Source organism: Lapidilactobacillus dextrinicus DSM 20335, assembly GCF_001436095.1.
GTDB classification, from domain to species: Bacteria; Bacillota; Bacilli; order Lactobacillales; family Lactobacillaceae; genus Lapidilactobacillus; species Lapidilactobacillus dextrinicus.
Genome location: NZ_AYYK01000004.1, coordinates 107220 through 127570, shown reverse-complemented (window position 1 = coordinate 127570; position 20351 = coordinate 107220). Strand labels below are relative to the sequence as shown.

At 39.5% G+C, this 20351-nt stretch carries 15 protein-coding genes; 1 reads left to right on the top strand and 14 read right to left on the bottom strand.

The features are described from left to right. Window positions 1–49 precede the first annotated feature (49 nt). The 9 genes from FC84_RS02770 to parE all read right to left on the bottom strand — a co-directional run bounded on the left by FC84_RS02770 (window position 50) and on the right by parE (window position 14131). The gene (locus FC84_RS02770) at window positions 50–1978 is read right to left on the bottom strand and encodes an acyltransferase family protein (RefSeq protein ID WP_057755050.1); all 1929 of its coding nucleotides are present in this window, start codon (window positions 1976–1978) and stop codon (window positions 50–52) included. Then, window positions 1975–2397: an MORN repeat-containing protein gene (locus FC84_RS02765; protein WP_057755047.1), complete on the bottom strand. Its 423-nt coding sequence runs from the start codon at window positions 2395–2397 to the stop codon at window positions 1975–1977. The genes FC84_RS02770 and FC84_RS02765 overlap by 4 nt, the downstream gene beginning before the upstream one ends. A 77-nt stretch (window positions 2398–2474) precedes the next feature. Next, window positions 2475–3779: an aminoglycoside 6-adenylyltransferase gene (locus tag FC84_RS02760; protein WP_057755044.1), complete on the bottom strand. Its 1305-nt coding sequence runs from the start codon at window positions 3777–3779 to the stop codon at window positions 2475–2477. Window positions 3780–3910: 131 nt separating this feature from the next. Then, entirely contained in the window at window positions 3911–4840 is a 930-nt protein-coding gene (locus FC84_RS02755; protein ID WP_057755041.1) for a manganese-dependent inorganic pyrophosphatase, read from the bottom strand. 32 nt (window positions 4841–4872) lie between these two features. After that, window positions 4873–5847, bottom strand: a complete 975-nt coding sequence (locus FC84_RS02750) for a LysR family transcriptional regulator (RefSeq protein WP_057755039.1) — start codon at window positions 5845–5847, stop codon at window positions 4873–4875. A gap of 105 nt (window positions 5848–5952) precedes the next feature. Further along, window positions 5953–6756, bottom strand: coding sequence for a pyruvate formate-lyase-activating protein (pflA, locus tag FC84_RS02745; protein ID WP_151425846.1), 804 nt, complete (start codon window positions 6754–6756; stop codon window positions 5953–5955). 205 nt (window positions 6757–6961) lie between these two features. Then, complete coding sequence (gene pflB, locus FC84_RS02740; RefSeq protein ID WP_057755031.1) at window positions 6962–9223, bottom strand: formate C-acetyltransferase; 2262 nt, start codon at window positions 9221–9223, stop codon at window positions 6962–6964. Window positions 9224–9626: 403 nt separating this feature from the next. Then, complete coding sequence (gene parC / locus FC84_RS02735) at window positions 9627–12104, bottom strand: DNA topoisomerase IV subunit A (protein WP_057755029.1); 2478 nt, start codon at window positions 12102–12104, stop codon at window positions 9627–9629. A gap of 5 nt (window positions 12105–12109) precedes the next feature. After that, window positions 12110–14131 carry a DNA topoisomerase IV subunit B gene (gene parE, locus FC84_RS02730; RefSeq protein ID WP_057755026.1) on the bottom strand — a complete coding sequence of 674 codons (2022 nt, stop codon included), beginning with the start codon at window positions 14129–14131 and terminating at the stop codon, window positions 12110–12112. A gap of 170 nt (window positions 14132–14301) precedes the next feature. Here parE and plsY point away from each other — a divergent pair, with 170 nt between their 5' ends. After that, window positions 14302–14955, top strand: coding sequence for a glycerol-3-phosphate 1-O-acyltransferase PlsY (plsY, locus tag FC84_RS02725; RefSeq protein WP_057755019.1), 654 nt, complete (start codon window positions 14302–14304; stop codon window positions 14953–14955). Window positions 14956–15040: 85 nt separating this feature from the next. Here the strand turns inward: plsY and FC84_RS02720 are convergent, their stop codons facing one another. The 5 genes from FC84_RS02720 to trmFO all read right to left on the bottom strand — a co-directional run bounded on the left by FC84_RS02720 (window position 15041) and on the right by trmFO (window position 20195). After that, a complete protein-coding gene (locus tag FC84_RS02720; RefSeq protein ID WP_057755016.1) occupies window positions 15041–15922 on the bottom strand; it encodes an aldose 1-epimerase family protein in 882 nt (293 codons plus the stop codon). Window positions 15923–15936: 14 nt separating this feature from the next. Then, window positions 15937–17346: an ATP-dependent protease ATPase subunit HslU gene (hslU, locus tag FC84_RS02715; RefSeq protein ID WP_057755014.1), complete on the bottom strand. Its 1410-nt coding sequence runs from the start codon at window positions 17344–17346 to the stop codon at window positions 15937–15939. A 13-nt stretch (window positions 17347–17359) separates the two neighbouring features. Continuing rightward, window positions 17360–17884: an ATP-dependent protease subunit HslV gene (gene hslV, locus FC84_RS02710; RefSeq protein ID WP_057755012.1), complete on the bottom strand. Its 525-nt coding sequence runs from the start codon at window positions 17882–17884 to the stop codon at window positions 17360–17362. A gap of 13 nt (window positions 17885–17897) precedes the next feature. Further along, a complete protein-coding gene (gene xerC / locus FC84_RS02705; protein ID WP_057755010.1) occupies window positions 17898–18824 on the bottom strand; it encodes a tyrosine recombinase XerC in 927 nt (308 codons plus the stop codon). 63 nt (window positions 18825–18887) lie between these two features. Next, window positions 18888–20195, bottom strand: a complete 1308-nt coding sequence (trmFO, locus tag FC84_RS02700) for a methylenetetrahydrofolate--tRNA-(uracil(54)-C(5))-methyltransferase (FADH(2)-oxidizing) TrmFO (protein WP_192496390.1) — start codon at window positions 20193–20195, stop codon at window positions 18888–18890. Window positions 20196–20351: the final 156 nt, after the last annotated feature.

The following is a 20351-nucleotide window of genomic DNA, read 5'->3' as shown; positions in this document are numbered from 1 at the left end:
GCATTTTACAACGTTGATCTTTTTTATTATACAGTCCTTAATAATTGGTTCATTTTTTAAATGGTTGTTTTTTTGCAATAGCTAACGCATCATTGATGCATTTGGCAAACAAAGCGTCGCCTTGAGCATTTCCACCAAAGTGTGTGCCATCACTGCCTTTAAAAGCTTCCGGATGTGCTTTAGCTACTGTGTTCCAATCTGCAATTGTAATCCACGGATACCGTTTCGGTAACGTACGCTCATAAACCGCTAGCTTCTCAGAATTATAAGCTGCTGTGGCTGAGCCGTCGTGTGGCGTCATTAAAATTAGATGATGGCCTTTTTCTAACGAGTGAATCACTTTATCAGTTTGTGCCTGCCAATCATTTAAAGCATTAGTCCCAATAGCTATCACAACGTATTGGCGTAAAGTATGTTTCTTTTGTTGATCCATCATAACTTTATATGCTAGATCCATAGTTCGGTTGCCAGCAGCATCAATCGTGCTTTCTGGCACATGCGCACCTAGGTACTGACGTGTGCCTAAAGTAACACTATCACCAATGATAGAGACGCCTTGAGGAATCATACTTAGAATGCGTTCTTCTTCAGCTTTAGCCTTTTCAGCAGCCGTTTTTGCTGCCAGCTGTTTTTTGCGCGCGGCTTCGGCTTTTTGCTTAGCTTCAACCGCAGCTAAAACAGCTTGATGCGCATCATTAATTTGATCGATATCCTGATACAGTCCACTTGTCCAAAGCTTTGTTTCCAAACTTGTCATCGTGGGTGCAGCATATGCCGTATAACTGGTTACACCAGTTAACGCAATTAAAATAACCACAATAGCAGTTTGAAGTAAATGTTTCTTCAATGACCAGCGAACCCAGGTGGCATGAAATTGATCAGTTTTACCGGCAATAAGTGGTTCCAAGAAATAATAAGACAATGCCGAAAACGCCAGTGAAAGAACAAGCGTTAAAATAACAGCCCAATATAGGTTAACCACGTGTGAAAATATGACGAAGAACGGCCAATGGAATAAATAAACGCTGTAACTCGTATCAGCTAAAAATGTGATCACTTTAGGTTCAGCAATAGTTGGTGTTTTTTCATGAAGTATTCTAGCTGCATAAATCATAATGCTAGCTAGAATACTTGCAACTAAAAACCCGTAAAAGTAGGTTGAACGTTGATCGAATTGCAGGGTTAGACTTAACCCAATTAACGCCGTAAAGCACAACCCCAGAATAAAAATGGCAATTGGTGTGGTCCAAGTCCGAACACTGGCCATAAAACGTGTCGATATCTGACGAATACCGACTAAGATACCTAAACAACTGCCTAAAAAGAAAGGAAAGCAATGAGTTAACGTTGAAAAATAAACTGGCGAAAATTCTTTTAAATGAAGCGAACCAATAATCATAGCAGATAAGCTGGCAATGAAAAAAATACCAGATAGCAAAAATAGCGAACGTTTAAAAAGCATTAAAGCTCGTCGCTTAGTTTTCTGATTCTTTTGGTAGCTATGTTTAACTAAACGGGCAATCAGTAATGCACATAAACCCCAAATAATATAATAATGCATCTCAATTGCTAACGACCAAGTATGAACGAATAGATGAGGAATAAAATTAGTTTCATAACTCCCCCCGGTCGCAATCTCATAAAAATTAGTAGTGAATCCCAAAGCCGCCGTAATCTGTTTGCCAATATTAGTAACATAATCACGGCTAACTAAATAGGTAAAGGGAATGACCAATAAAATCGAGAGCACTAATGGTGGCACAATTCGGTAAAAACGGCGTCGATAAAAGCCAATCAAATCAAAATTCCCCTGACGATTGAACTCATCCACCATTAAAGCTGTGATCAAATAACCGGAAAAAGTAAAGAAGATATCAACACCAATGAAGCCACCAGGCAATAGGTTTTTGAAAAAATGATACGTCAGAACCAATAATAGCCCAGTGATACGCACAAAACTAAACCATTTTATTCTCATGGCTGCTGTAAAACCCCATTTTTGTATTTGCCAATCACTTGTTGCTTAGCGTCAAGCATCTTTCCGTTGCCACTAATCATGCCATTCTTAAACTGACCAAGGTAAGTCCAACCATCCAGAGATTTAAATTGACCAAGATCATTGAAACGGCCGTCACTAAAATGGCCAACATAAGTCCCTTGACCGGCAACTTTTAAGGTTCCTTGACCATTAAACTTTTGTTTGTTAACACGTCCCTGATAACTAATCTGACTATGATCTAACTTAACTTGAGCCTGACCGGCATACCCAGGCCACAAGCTATAGATTGCACAGCCTAACACAATTAAGATTGTGATGACTTCCAAAGAATGTCGTCGTGAAAAATGATGTCGTTGTTTGACAACCGATTCTACAGTTGTCTGCCCTACTTTATCCACCGGCACTTTCCCCTATATCTATATGATGACTAACAAAACTGGCTACTGAGAATTTTAATACTGGCGGTGCAAAATAACTACTGCAAATCTTGTTCTGTCGTTAAGTGTTTAATGTTCTTAAACTGTTGTCGTTTATCAACCAACACCTTAAAACCACCCTGTAACACTTGCTTGGTGCTTGCTGGTAGTGGCTTTTCTAACCAAGTTGCATCAGCAATGCTAAATTCGATCTCTGAAGCATCCTCATAAGTTGCTCGAATTGAAGTGACCGCGCCATAAAATTCAGTCTGTACCTTCGTTGTTTTACCAAATTGATTAACGAATTCATGATGTTGGAAAAACTTAGCCTTATTACCTGTGATTAAAACTAAATCGAGATCAGATTCAGGTTTTTGAGTGCCTTGGCCGTATGATCCTACTACAACCAAACTATCAATATCCTCATCACGGTTACCCCAATCAATTAACTGACTTTCCTGTTGAAATAACAAACTGGCATTTTGTTGATCAAAATAGGTGGCCAAATCTTGTTCGTCTTTACTGCACAGATAGGTTAAGGGCACTTGGTCTAGTTTTAGAAGTGGTTGATAATTGAGGCTTAACTTATCGCCGACTAATTTTAAGGCGGTATTTTCTAATTGGCCCATTGCCTTTAACGCTGCATAAATAGCGGTCAAACTACTAGTATCATAGGTTGCTAAAACCTGACGTTGAACTTTAGGTGACAGGAGCTTTAAGGCTTGTTGATTTTCTTTGCCATAACTCCGTTCAAAACCGTGACTCGTTGCCACACCCCAAGTTAACATGCGAATCAATTCTTCGCGGGTCAAATTTAAGTAAAATTGTGCTAAGAAATTCTCTTGGCGGATAGCTGCTTTTAACGTGTTAACAAACTCCCACCAGAATTCTTTTACGGAGCTATTAAATGTCTTCTCAGATGGACGGCCCAACCAATATTGACGATCATTAGGATGTAATGATTTAGTAACTCGACCATCTTTATCACCGACAATTCTAGTTAACGTATCCTCTTTTAAATAACCCTTTAATTGCTTTAATGGCCGAAATTGCCAGTCAATGCGTAAGCCGCTTTGATATAATACTAAGAAATTATGACGCCCGTCAACATCAAGTGGTTCAGGTAAATAAAGGCCATCATGACCTGGTTCAGTTGCTAATAAAATCTCCCCAAATGCCTTCATAAAAGAACGATCAGCAACATATTTGTCTACTTTATCAGTAAAGAAGACCACATCGTAGTCTTTAAACTTATCATCGACAACATTGGGATTCGTTCGCGAACCGTTCATACCAAAGACACGTAGATCGTCATTTTCGTTGAAAAAATTCTGAAACTTTAACATCATTTGTTCTTGTTTCAAAGTAATTCTCCTTCTTCAATTCCACATTTAAGCTTAAATATCAGGTTACTGTGAACACCTAGTTTTAACTAAAAAAAGAGGTATGCAGAACTAGCTGCTTACCCCTTATTTTACCATATCGTCATTAAAATTTAGTATGCTTCTGTTAATTGTGGCACAATTTGTTTCTTACGAGAAACAACGCCTGGTAGCAACACGCGGTTGTTAACAATCTTCTTAGCAAAAGCTTTTTCAAAAGCAGCTAATCCAGTTTCTGAACCAATAACAATTGCTTCAGAATCACTATTTAAGATATTTGTTATTAATAAAACAAATAAGTCATAGTCTTCAGCACTGTTTTCGGCATTAATCACTGTTTCAAAGTTAGCTTGGCGTGCTAAAACACTGTCCAAATCAACCGTATTAACTTGAGCAACTCGTACTTTCTTGCCGCTAAGTTCAAAAGTCTTAGCATCCATATCAATTAATTCTTGTTCAGATTTGCTAGAAAGATCCGTGCCGGCCTTTAACATATCTAAACCATAAGCTTCATAATCAACGTTAGCAATCTCAGCAAGATCTTTAACTGCGTCACGATCTGTTTGAGTTGTTGTTGGTGACTTGAAAAGCAACGTATCAGAAATAATTGAAGATAGCATTAAACCAGCAATTTTAGCTGGAATTGCGACTTGGTTTTCATGATATAACTTCCAAATAACGGTGCTGCAGCAGCCAAGTGGTTCTGCACGATAGAAGATTGGATCAGACGTATTAAAATTGTTAATCCGATGATGATCAACCACATGTGTTACTTGAACATCAGCGATGTCACTAACACTTTGTTGTGGTTCATTATGATCAACTAACATTACTTTTTCAACTTCAGCACTAGCACGCGTAATTACCCGTGGTGCTTCTTGGTTGAAATGATCTAAGACATACTTAGTCTCTTCGTTTGGTTCACCTAATGCAACTGCCTCAGCCTCATAACCTAATTGTTTTTGCAAATAAGCATATGAAATTGCTGCACAAATTGCGTCTGTATCTGGATTTTGATGTCCGAAGACTAATTCTTTTGCCATTATACTAAAAACCCCTTTTAACTCAGATAATTCTATTCTACCCCAAATTTGTGCGAATCGATATCACTTAAGACCGATAAATAATCTTTTTCAGCAAAATATTTATCCCATTCTTCAAAGAATAACTTAATCCGCGGAATCTTTGCTTTGTCATTGCGGTAAACAAAGGAAACATCAAAAGAAATCGCTGGATCAAAATCAGCATGGTACATGGTGATTCTATCAGTATGTGCTAAGAAGAAAGTATAAGGTAGTGCCGTGACGTAATCACGAGCTTGAGCGAAGCGAATAATTGAAAATGGTGAGGTAAATTGTCCCTTAATCTCTGGTTCATCAACCATTTTATTTTTGAAAACTTCTGATAATAATTGCGACGTGAAGTAATCTGGTGGATAGCCAACCCAACTACTTTTAGTAGCCGCTGCTAATTTAACCTTCTTGCGTTTTGCCATTTTTTCATCATGATGCAAAAAGACTAAGTGATCGCTGGCAATTTCTTTAGTATCATAAGCACGCCAGTTTTTAATACTTTCATCGGGAACATACATCACTGCAAGATCGATTTGATTATTTTCTAAACGATCCCAAATTTCACGACGTGTCAATAAATCAAAACTAATTTTAACATCGGGATATAACTTATTGAAGTTCACGAAAAATTTCTCAAACGCGATCGTTTCCATTGACGACAAAAAGCCGATACTAATTGGTCCTTCAGTTGCGCTAGTTGATTGCTGAACCTTATCCAAAGCGCCATTCACAATTTCAAAAATTTGCTGCGTCGTTGCTAACATTGTCCGACCCGCATCAGACAAATAAAGCTTCTTGCCAATTGAAAAGAAAACGGGAGCGCCAACTGTCCGTTCTAATTTTTTAATCTGTTGAGTTAATGCTGGCTGAGTAATACCTAAAATTTGCGCAGCTTGAGTATAATTCATTGTTTCGGCGAGTTGTAAGAAATATGTCAATGTTTTAGAGGCGAAGAGATTTTCCTGTCGCGTCTTCATATGTTTTCCTCCGATAATAGTAATATAAACTTTATCATTATAATAATATAAGCCTTAAAAAAGAGCAACCATAATGGCTACTCTTTAAGGAATTATCTTAATTTTTTACTTATTAAGTGGATAAATCCGCCACCCTTGATAATCGTTAACATGTAAATAATTTTCGGCATTAACCACGCGATCATGTGTTGGTGGTTCGATTCCTTTTAAGGGGTAATCGATTCCTAGATCTTCATATTTAACGACACCCATAGTGTGGTATGGTAGCACTTCAACCTTATCAACATAATTCAAAGTTTTAATGTAGTCGCCTAGTTCCTTTAAGTTCTCATCAAAATCAGTTCGTTCTGGAACAAGTACGTGGCGAATCCACATGTGATGACCATTTTCAGACATATATTGAATCATGGCCAAAATTGGTTCATTGTTAAAACCAGTTAGACGTTTATGACGATCAGTATCAATTTGCTTAATATCAACCATCGAAACATCCGTAACAGCCATTAATTTCTTAAATTTATTAAACCAAGGTTGCTTATAAGTAAAGGGTTGACCACATGTATCCAAACATGTATTAATTCCCATTGCCTTAGCCTTAGTAAACAAATCAATTAAGAAATCAATTTGTAATAGTGATTCACCACCACTACACGTAATACCGCCTTGTTTGCCCCAAAAAGCGCGATACTTTGATGCTTCTTGTAATAACGTATCAGCATCAATTTCGTCGCCAGTCCCAATGTTCCAGGTATCAGGGTTATGGCAGAATTCGCACCGCATTCGGCAGCCCTGTAAAAAGGCAACGAAACGGATACCAGGACCATCAACAGAACCAAACGTTTCAATCGAGTGAACATAACCAATAACTGGTTTAGTTACAGTTGCAGTTGCCGTATCCATAAAAATCATCCTTTCTTAAAGCAAACAGTTAGTCTGAATACGATGACCGTATTTAAAATGTGACTAATTGCATTATACTGACAAATTAATGATAAGTAAATTTAATCTGTCAGTAACTCACCTTGCTTATTCAAAAACAAAAGGGATCTGGGATATCATCCCAGATCCCTTTGTCTAAAAGCAGAATACATACTTAATCAGTTAAGAATATTGATTACATTTCTTCGAAGTAAGTCCGTGAAATAACATCATCTTGTTGTTCCTTAGTTAAGTCTGCAAAGTAGACACAGTAGCCAGAAACACGAACTGTTAATGTTGGATATTCTTCTGGATGCTTTTGAGCGTCAATTAAAGTCTCACGGTTGAAGACGTTGATGTTCAAGTGCATACCTTCATTTTCCATGTAACCATCGATCATGTTAACTAACGTCTCTTTACGAGCTTCATCATCATGACCTAATGTGTTAGGTGTGACACCAAACGTATTTGAAATACCATCAGTTGCATAGTGATATGGCATTTTAGCTGTTGAAAGTAATGATGCTAATGCGCCGTTCTTTTCAGCACCGTATGCAGGGTTAGCACCTGGTGAGAATGGTTCGCCCTTTTGACGACCGTTAGGTGTTGTACCAGTGTTCTTACCATAAACAACGTTAGAAGTAATGGTTAAGATTGAAGTTGATAACTTAGCACCACGATAGAGATGATGTGTATTCATCTTTTCGTAGAAATGTTGTACTAACCAAACACCGATTTGATCTGCACGATCATCGTTGTTACCATAGCGAGGATAGTCATCGTTGTCAGCTTTGAAGTCAACAGCAATACCCCTTTCGTCACGGATAACTTTAACATGACCATATTTGATTGCAGAAATTGAATCAACGGCATGAGAGAATCCTGACAAACCAGTAGCAAATGTCCGATCAAGAACAGTGTCCTTCAAAGCCATTTGAGCTGATTCGTAATAATATTTATCATGCATGTAGTGAATAGCGTTCAATGAGTTAACGTAAACGTCTGCCAACCAATCCATCATTGGATCTAATTTCTTCATGAAATCATCATAATCGATGTAATCCGTAGTGATTGGTGCATATGCAGGTCCAACTTGTTCTTCAGCAATTTCATCAACACCACCGTTGATTGCATAAAGAATTGTCTTAGCCATGTTAGCACGAGCGCCAAAGAATTGCATGCCGCTAGCGATAGGTTGTGCAGATACACAGCAAGCAATACCGTAGTAATCTGTACCCCATTCGTCTTTAAGCATTTCATCGTTTTCGTATTGAATTGTTGAAGTTTGAATAGAAACTTCAGTTGCATATTGTTTGAAACCTTCAGGCAACTTGTCGTTCCATAACAAAGTAATGTTTGGTTCTGGAGCAGCACCCATGTTTTCCAAGGTCTTCAAGAAACGGAAAGCAGTCTTAGTAATATGGTGACGGCCATCAAGACCAGTACCAGCAAGTGTTAAAGTTGCCCAGATTGGATCGCCAGAGAATAATGAGTTGTATTCTGGTGTCCGAATGAAGCGAACTAAACGTAATTTCATTGTGAATTGGTCAATTAATTCTTGGGCTTGTGCTTCATCAAGAATACCACGCTTTAAGTCACGGTTAATGTAAGCTTCGATAGTTGTATCAATTCGGCCAACAGACATTGCAGCACCGTTTTGAGTTTTAACTGAAGCAAGATAACCAAAGTAAATCCATTGAATAGCTTCTTGAGCTGTTTCGGCTGGTTTGCTGATATCATAGCCATACTCAGCAGCCATTTCTTTCATTTGAGCCAAAGCACGATATTGTTCTTGAACTTCTTCGCGAAGTTGGATAACTTCGTTAGTCATTTCACCGTCGCCGATGTTTTCGAAGTCATGAGCTTTAGCAGCCATTAACTTGTCAATACCATAGATAGCAATCCGTGGAAGGTCAGGAATTAAACGGCCACGGCCATAAGCATCTGGCAAGCCAGTAACAATCTTGTAGTGACGTGCTTTACGCATAGCAGGTGTATAAACATCAAAGACACCTTGGTTATGCGTTTTACGATCTTCAGTGAAGATTTTGTGCATTTCTGGATCTGTATCAAAGCCGTAAGACTTTAAAGCATCTTCAGCCATCCGAATACCACCAAATGGCATAAAGGCGCGTTTCAAAGGTTTGTCAGTTTGTAAACCAACAATCTTTTCAAGATCTTTTTCGATGTAACCAGCTTTGTGAGAAGTAATTGTAGCAACAACGTTATTGTCAGCTTCAAGAACACCGCCAACTTCACGTTCTTTTTTCTTTAAGTCGAGAACTATTTTATTTAATTTAGTTGTAGCATCTGTTGGACCAGCTAAGAAAGACTCGTCGCCATCATATTGGACCAAGTTTCTATTGATGAAATCACGAACGTTGATCGTTTTTTGCCAATCGCCACCGACAAAACCTTCCCAATAACTTGGAGTGGCTTGTTTTTCCATCTGTTTCATTAGTGTGCCTCCGTGTATATATAAGTTTTACAACACTTTTTACACTATTAGTATAACATGTCACAATTAGAATGCAAACCTTTTCTTAAAAAAAATCAAAAAAATGTAAGTGCTTCAAATTCGGTTAAATTAACATTTGTCATTGATTGATGAAAATTGAACACTATTGAAATATCCGATTTCAAAAAAATATTCCGTTTGTTTTATAACAGTTTGAAAACTCTGTTTCACAACGGCAAATGCGCGTTATACCTTTATTTAACGGCAAGGGCATTAAAATAGGGGTCGTTATTTTGTTAAATAATTAACGAATAACGACCCCTATTTTACTAAAGGTTAAACCTAATTTTCAATAGAAATGCTTGCACTACCTAACTACCAAGATAAAATCGACGACTCAAATTTATTCAGCAGTATCTACTGCGGGAACGTCAATTAATGCCATTCGTACCGGCGTACCGTCTTGTTCAACATCTAAAACAAAGCTGCCGTTTGAGTAACGATCGTTAGTAGGAACATTGGCAATCATAAGTTCAACTTGTTGATTCTTCTCTGTATAAATCTTAAGTTTCTGATCATGTTGTAATAATAATTGTGTGGCCACAATTTCATGTGGTTGTCGTTTAAGCTGACGAAGAACTTGTAGTCCTCTTAAGGCCCGATTACTTAATGGTAATTCTGTTAGTGGCATTTTCTTAAACGCACCACGTTGAGTCAAAATAGCTAATGCCGGCTCTGCAGTTACTTGATCAGCAGTCAGAGACCAAGAACCAACAAGGACGTCATCATCTTTAAGGTTAATCCCCTTAACCCCTGCAGCCTTAGCACCAACTACTGGGACATCGCTTAAAACAAAGTGAAGTCCGTAGGCGTGGCGACTAAACAAATAAACTTCCGCAAAAGCAGCTTCTTCTGGCAATAAGTATTGCACGTTAACTACTTGTGCATCCTTCTCCTTTAGTTTAACTGCCATTTGTGGTCGTGTTCGATAAGTTCGGCCCGGCAATAGACTGTTAAAGGCTACTTGCTTAATATACCCATCTGATGTTGTTAAAACGAACTGACCGTTTTGTTTCAAATCAGAATAAACATAGGCGGCCAGTACTGATTCGTTACTATCTAATCCGACATCTTGTGACAAATGTTGGCCCATATCTTTCCATTTGCTATCGGCAATTTCGTGAACTGGCCGATAAATCAAATTACCTTTGGTTGTAAAAATGAAAAGATGATCGAGGGTATTAACACTACCCTCAAAAATAGGATAATCTTCTGTCTTCAACCCATTTTCGGTTGACCCAGTAGCTTGATATGAACGCAAACTGCTGCGCTTAATGTAGCCGTCATGACTAACTAATAACTCAACTTCTTCAGAAGTAACCATAACACTTGTATCAATATTTAATGATTGTACTTCAGCCTCAATGGTGGTTAATCGCTCGCCAGGAAAGTCACGTTTAATTTGTTGCAGTTCTTTTTTGATGACACGATCTAACGTCTTAGCATCACCGAGGATTTTTTGATAACCAGCAATCTTATCAGAAAGTTCTTGATGTTCAGCCTCTAGTGCCGTCACATCGGTATTCGTCAACCGATAAAGTTGCAAGGAAACAATGGCCTCAGCTTGTGTTTCAGTAAATTGATATTCCTTAACTAAGTTTTGCTTGGCATCGCCTTTATTCTTACTACTACGAATAATTCGGATGACTTCATCAAGAATAGATAAAGCACGAATTAGTCCCTCAACAATATGTTGACGTTTCTGCGCCTTTTCTAGATCAAATTTTGTCCGCTTGGTAATAACATCGCGTTGGTGCTCAAGATAGGCTTCCAATGCCTGTTTAAGACCAATTTGCTGTGGTCGTAAGTCGGCAATTGCGACCATATTAAAATTATATGAAATCTGCAAATCAGTATTTTTGAATAAATAATTCAAAATACCTTCGGCGTCAGCGTTCCGCTTCAATTCCACAACAATTCGTAACCCCATCCGGTCAGTCTCATCACGTACTTCAGAAATACCATCGACTTTTTTAGTCACGCGTAACTCATCGATTTTCTTAACTAACAATGCCTTATTCACTTCGTAAGGCAATTCAGTAATAATAATCTGTTGCCGTTGACTACGCATGGATTCAATTGCCGTCTTTGAACGCAGCACCACACGTCCACGGCCAGTTTGATAAGCCTCTTTAATACCAGCAGCACCTTGTAAGATACCACCTGTTGGAAAATCTGGTCCCGGAACAAACCGCATTAAATCATCCAAAGTTGCCTCAGGATGAGCCATGAGATAAATAACCGCATCAATCACTTCACCTAAATTATGTGGTGGAATTTCAGTCGCGTAACCTGCGGAAATACCCGATGACCCATTAACCAATAGATTTGGGAAATGAGCCGGTAAGACAGTTGGTTCTTCCGTTGTATCATCGAAATTTAAGACCATATTAACCGTCTTTTTATCAATATCGCGTAATAACTCGCTAGCAATTTTACTTAAACGTGCTTCGGTATAACGCATTGCGGCTGGTGGATCACCGTCCATTGAACCATTATTACCGTGCATCTCGACTAAAGGTTCACGCAACTTCCAGGTTTGACTCATGCGGACCATTGATTCATAAATTGAGCTATCACCATGGGGATGAAAGTTACCCATGACATTCCCAACTGATTTCGCCGACTTACGAAAGTCATGCTCATACGTATTACCGTCTTGATTCATCGCAAACAAAATTCGGCGCTGAACTGGCTTTAAGCCATCACGAATATCCGGCAAAGCCCGCTCTTGAATAATATATTTGGAGTAACGGCTAAAACGTTCACCCATAACGGTTTCAAGTGATAATTCTTCAATTTTTCCTGTTTGATCAGCCATTAACTTCACTCACCTTTATGATGTTCAACTTGTTTCAAAAGATCTTGTTCGCCGGTGCTAACTTGATGAGCATCATCAGCCGCTGTTGTATCTAAGATACTGCCAGCTTCACTCATCGTAAACTTCACGTTTTGTTCAATCCAACGTCTTCTTGGGGCTACTTTGTCGCCCATTAAGGTTGTCACGCGCTTTTCAGCCAATGTAGCATCATCGACTTTAACTCGAATCAACGTCCGTGTCTCTGGGTTCATGGTGGTTTCCCACAACTGATCAGCGTTCATTTCACCTAAACCTTTAAACCGTTGTAAGCTATAACCTTTACCCATCTCTTTAACGCCTTCGGCTAATTGATTCTCGGTCCACGCATATTCAGTTTTACTCTTAGCACCATGGCCTTTTTGCAGCTTATACAATGGTGGTAAGGCAATATAGACTTTACCAGCATCAATTAACGGCCGCATGTAACGATAAAAGAAGGTCAACAGTAGAATTTGGATATGCGCACCATCATCATCGGCATCGGTCATAATGATGATTTTGTCATAATTACTGTCTTCAACCTTAAATTCAGGTCCAACCCCAGCACCAATTGTGTAAATCATCGTGTTAATTTCTTCATTTTTAATAATATCTTGCAGTTTTGCCTTCTGAGTATTCAATACTTTACCACGTAAAGGTAGAATGGCCTGGAAGCGGCGGTCACGTCCCTGCTTAGCTGAGCCGCCGGCAGAGTCACCTTCGACTAAGTAAAGTTCGTTTTTCTTTGGGTTACGTGATTGGGCGGGTGTTAATTTACCAGAAAGCAACCCATCATTCTTTTTGCGCTTCTTACCATTACGACTCTCATCACGAGCCTTACGCGCCGCATTACGAGCTTCACGGGCTTTAATGGCTTTATTAACGAGCATTTGTGCTAGGTCACCATTTTCTAGCAAGTAGAAGGACAACTGTTCGTAAATTAAGCCATCAACTGCTGACCGTGCTTGGGGTGTTCCCAAACGACCTTTCGTCTGGCCTTCAAATTGCAAAATTTCTTCGGGAATACGAACTGATAAGACGCAACTTAATCCTTCGCGAACATCGCTACCTTCCAAGTTCTTATCCTTCTCTTTTAATAGACCAACTTTACGAGCATAGTCATTAAAAGCCTTAGTTAACCCAGACTTCATCCCAACTTCATGAGTACCGCCATCACCTGTCCGCACGTTGTTGACGAAGGAAATGATATTTTCAGAGTAACCATCGTTGTATTGGCCAGCAAACTCAATTTCAATCTCATCACGAGTGCCTTCAATACTAATGACATCTGACAAGGTATCCTTATCTTCATTTAAGTAACGGACAAATGATTGTAAGCCATCATCAAATTTGAAAATATCTTGGCGTTCTTCTTCACCACGTTTATCGGTTAAGGTGATTTCTAAACCCTTGAGTAAGAAGGCTGACTCACGTAAACGTTCAGCCAACGTGTCGTAATTAAAATTAACCGTTGAAAAGATTTCTGGGTCAGGCATAAAGGTTAAGGTCGTACCGGATTTAATTTTAGCTCGGTCAACTTTCTTCAAGCTACCATCTGGATGGCCGCCATTAACAAATTTCTCGCGGTATAATTCATGATCGCGAGCAACTTCAATCGTTAACCAACTGGAAAGGGCATTAACAACTGAGGCCCCAACACCGTGTAACCCACCTGATGTCTTATAGTTATTCTCGGTGAATTTACCGCCGGCATGTAAAACCGTCAAAATAACTTCAATGGTTGGGCGACCAGAAGCATGCATGCCTGTTGGCATTCCTCGTCCTTGGTCACTAACTGTTAAGCTACCGTCAGCATTAATGACGACATCAATTTTTTTACCGAAACCGGCCAAGGCCTCATCAACCGCATTATCAACGATTTCGTAAACCAAATGATGCAGTCCACGCGCGTCCGTAGAACCAATATACATTCCCGGGCGCTTGCGTACTGCCTCTAATCCTTCTAATATTTGAATTGAACTATCATCATATTGTGCTTTTTTTGCCATGTTACCCTCCATTTGTCTTAATCAAGACGAATGTATGTTCTATTAGCAATAGCCTAATGGAACCATGACGATCTGTCAACTGGACTAACCTGATCGTTTATTTCCAAGAGGCTATTCATTAATCAAGAATTTTTAAATTTTTAATCAAACTACCACGGATCAAATCATTCATGGTACAATTAGTCGCATGTATCGGAGGAATCAATTTGAAATTTGCAGTCTTATTAATTTTAGCATATATTATTGGATCTTTTCCCTCAGGCGTGGTAATTGGCAAACTTTTTTATCATAAAGATATTCGCCAATACGGTAGTGGCAACATTGGCACCACTAATACTTACCGCGTTTTAGGCCGCGTTGCGGGAACTGTCGTCTTGTTTTGTGATATTTTAAAAGGCTCACTTGCTGCTGCCTTACCGATTTGGTTTCATTTCACTCCACCGCATTACTTGGTCCTAGTCTTTGGCTTGGCAGCTATTTTAGGTCACTCTTTTTCAATCTTCTTGAAATTTAAGGGTGGTAAAGCCGTGGCCACAAGCGCAGGGATCTTGTTAACTTATAACCCGCACTTTTTCATTATCGCAGTCGCTATTTTTGTCACGATTTTGTGCCTGTCCAGTATGGTTAGTGTTGCTAGTATGTTAGGTATGGTGTTAATCACGCTAACGTCGTTTTATTATCACGATTGGTTCTTAACGCTGGTGGCTTTTGCCTTAACAATCTTTATCTTTTACCGGCACCGGGAAAACATTAAACGAATTCGTACACATAATGAAAATTTAGTCCCATTTGGTTGGTATTACCACCACAAGAAAAAGGAATGATCAATGATCATTCCTTTTTTTGTTAGGCTGAAATTAAAAGTGATGCCACCACGCAAGACACCTTAAAAAGGGTGAAGGACAAGAATTACTTAAATGAGATTGAATATTTTGCTTTAAATTCACCGTTTGGATCAAGTTTGTTAATTCCCAGCTTTTCAGTTAATTCACCACTAGCATCAGTTGGATCTGCGATGCCCCACCATGGTTCGATACAGATGTAGTCACCCGTTGTCGGATAAGCAGACCAAATCCCCACATAAGGTGCGTCTTTAGTCTTTAAGCAAATACCATGATCGGTTTTATCAGATAGAATTTGAACTTCGTTAGCATCTGGTAATTGGAAAATCAACGCATCATCTTTGAAGACATCATGATTAATCTGCCAATCAACATCGGTTGGTGCTAACGTCCGTTTAGCATAATTAATTCTACCGTTTTCACCAAGCGGAATTTGAATTCGACTCTTACTTGGTTTAAAGCGTAAGAAATAGTCTTCAAACTTAGCGTCATCAGCTAAAGGCACCCGGAAACCAGGGTGACCACCAACGCTAAAGTACAAAGGTTCCGTTGTACTTGGGTTTGTCACATAATAGCTAACTTTAATTAACTGATTAATTAAAGAATATTTAACCCGAAATTCAAATTTAAAAGGATAAATTGCCCGAGTTGCCTCTGAATCTTTGAGTAAAAAGGTAATACTGTGGTCTGTTTGACGTTCAACTTCGAACTCGTTATCACGTGCAAACCCGTGTTGAGTCATGTGGTAAGTTTGACCTTGGTAGCGATATTCGTCATTCTTCAAACGGCCTACAATTGGAAATAGTACTGGCGCATGGCGACCCCAAACTTTCGGATCTGCTTGCCATAAAAACTCATAACGGTTATGTTGACCAACAACACTTTGTAATTCAGCACCCTTGGTATTCATAATCACACGGTAAAATTCATTATTTAATTCGATTTGCATTTTATCACCACTCACTAAAGGATATATTTAGTTAAATCTTGATCGGCAACAATGTTATCAATCCGATCAGCGACATACTTCTCAGTAATCATGATCTCACCCATTTGCATATCTGGGCCATCAAATAGAACCTCTTCAAGCACTTTTTCGAGAATTGTTGCTAGACGCCGAGCACCAATATTATCAGTTCGTTTATTGACGTCATCAGCAGTCTCAGCAATTTTGTCGATAGCTTCTTTAGTAAATGTTAGCTTAACGCCATCAGCTCCAACTAAAGCGATGTATTGTTTAATTAAAGCTGAACGTGGCTCAGTTAGAATTTCAACAAAATCGTCTTTTGTTAAATCATTCAACTCAACTCGAATTGGGAAACGACCTTGTAATTCAGGAATCAAATCACTTGGTTTAGTTTGAGCAAACGCCCCAGAACCGACAAACAAGACATGACTAGTATCTAAGGGACCGTATTTCGTGTTTACTTGTGAGCCTTCAACGATTGGTAAAATATCACGTTGAACCCCTTCGCGGGAAACATCGCCAGAGTTTTTACTCTTAGAAGATAATTTATCAATTTCATCAATGAAGATAATACCATCATCTTGAGCGCGTTGAATCGCACGTTGATAAAGATCGTCTTGGTTAACTAACTTTTCAGAATATTGCTTAATCAAAACTTCACGCGCTTCTTTAACAGGCAGTGTACGCGAAATTTTACGTTTCGGCGTAATTTGACCAAGCATGTCGCCCATGTCAACACCCATACTGCCCATCATATCACTCATTTGATTGGCCTTCTTGGGTTCATCAACTTTAACAGTTACTTCTCGATTTTCTAGTAACCCTTTTTCTAGCTTCTCAGCTAGATCCATGCGTTGATCGAGCACTTCAGAAGAAACGTTCTTGTTGTCGTTATCTTCTTCGGTCTCTTGGTCGGGTTGTTGGGTCATCAATTGATTCATCATTTGCATGATGTTATTAGGCTGAGCTTGTTTCTTCTCTTTTTTCTCACCAGGTGCTAATAAGCGAATTAACTTCTTATTAGCTTCCTTTTCAGCTTGGACACGAACTTTAGCATAGGCTTCTTTTTGTTCGATGCCAACGGCCGTTTCTGCTAAATCACGGACCATAGCTTCAACGTCACGACCAACATAACCAACTTCGGTAAATTTCGTTGCTTCTACTTTAACAAAAGGTGCATTAACGATTGCAGCTAAGCGGCGGGCAATTTCGGTTTTACCGACACCAGTAGGTCCAATCATTAATAAGTTCTTAGGGGTAATATCATGTTGCATTTGTTCGCTTAATTGATGACGACGATAACGATTGTACAAGGCAATCGCAACGGCACGTTTGGCATCATGTTGGCCGATAACATATTCATCTAAAGCTGCAACAATTTCTCTTGGTGTTCTTTCCAAAGGCATTTATCTGTCTCCTTTAAAATTGATCCGTCATAATATCATGATTGGTGAAAATGTCGATTGATCCCGCGATGTCAACAGCTTCACGAGCAATCTCTTGGGCGCTCATCTCTTCGGCGTGACGAGTCATGGCAATGGCTGCGGCCTGGGCAAAGTAACCACCAGAACCAATTGACACAACATTTTCATCAGGTTCAATCACTTCACCATTACCAGAAATCAATAGTAAGTTATGTCGGTCAAAAGCAATTAACATGGCTTCAAGCTTTTGTAGGGTCGGATCTTTGCGCCAATCTTGGGCAAGTTCCACAGCTGAACGTCGTAAGTCGCCACCGTATGCTTTTAGTTTCTTTTCTAACCAATCAGCAAGGGTGAAGGCATCTGCCACACCACCGGCAAAACCAATAATAACGTTGTTATCATAGATACGGCGAATTTTGTGAGCCGTTCCTTTGGAAATATATTTCTCACCCATTGTTACTTGACCATCGCCAGCGATGGCAATTTGATCGTGATGTTTAACTGCAACAATTGTTGTCATAATTTGACCTCACTTAATTTTTATTCTGTTTATTTTTTTCAGTTGCGCGCGGGAAAAATTGTTGATAGTCCGACTGCAAATGCTGCATAGTGACATGCGTATAAATTTGTGTTGAGGATAAGCTCGCATGACCTAATAACTCCTGAACCGTCCGCAAGTCTGCACCGTGATCCAACAAATGCGTGGCAAAAGTGTGCCGTAACATATGCGGATGAATATCACTGGTTAAACTGGATTTTTTAATGACTTGTTCTAACGCATAGGCGATGCCTCGCGGTGTGATTGGCTTACCAAAACGATTCAGGAACACAAAATCTGGGTCAGATTGCGCTTTCAATAATTTCTGACGTCCATCAGCAAGATAGGTTTCTAGGGCACGTTGTGCATGATGACCAAAGGGTACATAGCGATCTTTATTACCTTTCCCATGGACCAACACAATCCGCATCGAAAAATCTAATTGCGACAGCGTTAAGTTGGCAACTTCACTCACCCGCATACCCGTCGCATAAAAGAGTTCTAACAATGCGCGGTTACGTTGTGTCAGCGGCTCGTCACCTTGAACTGAATCAAAAAGCACTTGCATTTCCTGTTCATAAAAAAAGCGCGGTAAAGTTTTAGACTGGCCTTTAATTTGAACAGCCACAAATGGATTTTGTGATACTAGCTTACGATTTTCTAAATAGCGATAAAAGGACCTTAAGGCTGAAATTTTACGACTAATTGTGGTCCTTGATAACTTTTTGCGTGTTAAATCGGCTAAATAAGTCTCCACTTCAAATTGATGAACATCTTGATAGGAAGCAAGTCCGCCGTTATTTTCTAGAAAAGTCGTAAAATCGTGAATATCATCTAAATAGGCAATTTCTGTTAATTCAGAATATTGCCGTTCAACTACTAAATAGCGGGCAAAACTGTCCACCCACTCAATTTCTGCCATAAAAAAACCTCCAGCCAATATCTCTACTTTAACATATTGTCGGAAGGTTTCGAGTAAAAAGTATTAAGCGTTAACTTCAACAGCAGTTTGATCGATCAAATCAAGTGCTCGTTTAGCTAAAGCTTGGTAACGTTCTTTTTTATCACGGATTTTTTCAGGTAGCGGTGCTAGAATCCCGAAGTTGGCATTCATTGGTTGGAAATGCTTACCATTCGTGTGGGTGATGTAGTTTGCCATTGAACCGATGGCAGTTGCGGAATCTAGTGTTAACGTTGCTTGTCCTTGAGCCATTCGGGCAGCATTAATTCCTGCTAAAAGACCACTAGCAGCACTTTCAACATAGCCTTCGACACCAGTCATTTGTCCAGCAAAGAATAGGCCAGCTTTTTGCTTAGATTCATACGTTGGTTGCAAAACTTCAGGTGAATTCATGAAGGTATTGCGATGCATGACCCCATAACGAACAAATTCAGCCTTTTCTAAACCGGGAATCATGCGGAAAACGCGACGTTGTTCGCCCCATTTCAAATGTGTTTGGAATCCGACAATATTATACAAACTGCCCGCTGCATTATCCTGTCGTAATTGGACAACCGCATAAGGACGTTGATCAGTTTTAGGATCTTCTAGACCAACGGGCTTCATCGGTCCAAATAACATTGTCTTTTCGCCACGACGAGCCATTACTTCAATCGGCATACAGCCTTCAAAGACTTGATCATCTTCAAAACCATGCATTTCAGCTTGTTCTGCAGTAGCTAGTGCATCACGGAAAGCCATGAATTCATCACGGGTCATGGGACAATTTAAATAAGCTGCCTCACCCTTATCATAGCGAGATTTCAAATAAACTTTATCAAAATCAATTGATTCTTTTGTCAAAATAGGCGCTGCTGCGTCATAAAAATGCAACCCTTCAGCACCATTTAATTGTTGAATTTGCTCAGCCATCGCTGGTGATGTTAAAGGTCCAGTTGCAACCACCGTGATACCTTTTGGAAATTCACTCAATTCTTCAGCGATCACTTCAATATTAGGATGCTCCCGAAGTGTTGTGGTGATTTGACCAGAAAAGTCATCACGATCAACAGCTAAAGCACCACCGGCTGGTACGGCATTAGCATCTGCTGAGGTCATCACTAAAGAATTTAGCCGGCGCATTTCTTCTTTTAATAAGCCAACGGCATTCGTGATTTGATTAGCGCGCAATGAATTAGTACAAACTAATTCTGCAAACTGATCCGTATGATGCGCAGGTGTTGATTTTACCGGCCGCATTTCATACAAACGTACTTTAACGCCACGCTGGGCAATTTGCCAAGCCGCTTCGGAACCAGCTAAGCCGGCGCCAACAACATTAACAACAGGCATATCTGTCATTTAATAACCATCCTTTATTATTAGAGTGCAAAAAGCCATGGGTTAGTGACGTGGATTTAAATGAGAAAATCATTGCGCATTAATGCAAGGAGATTCGCGCTTAAATTCACTGTCACCAGTAGCTTGCAGCACGTTTCAATTAGCGTG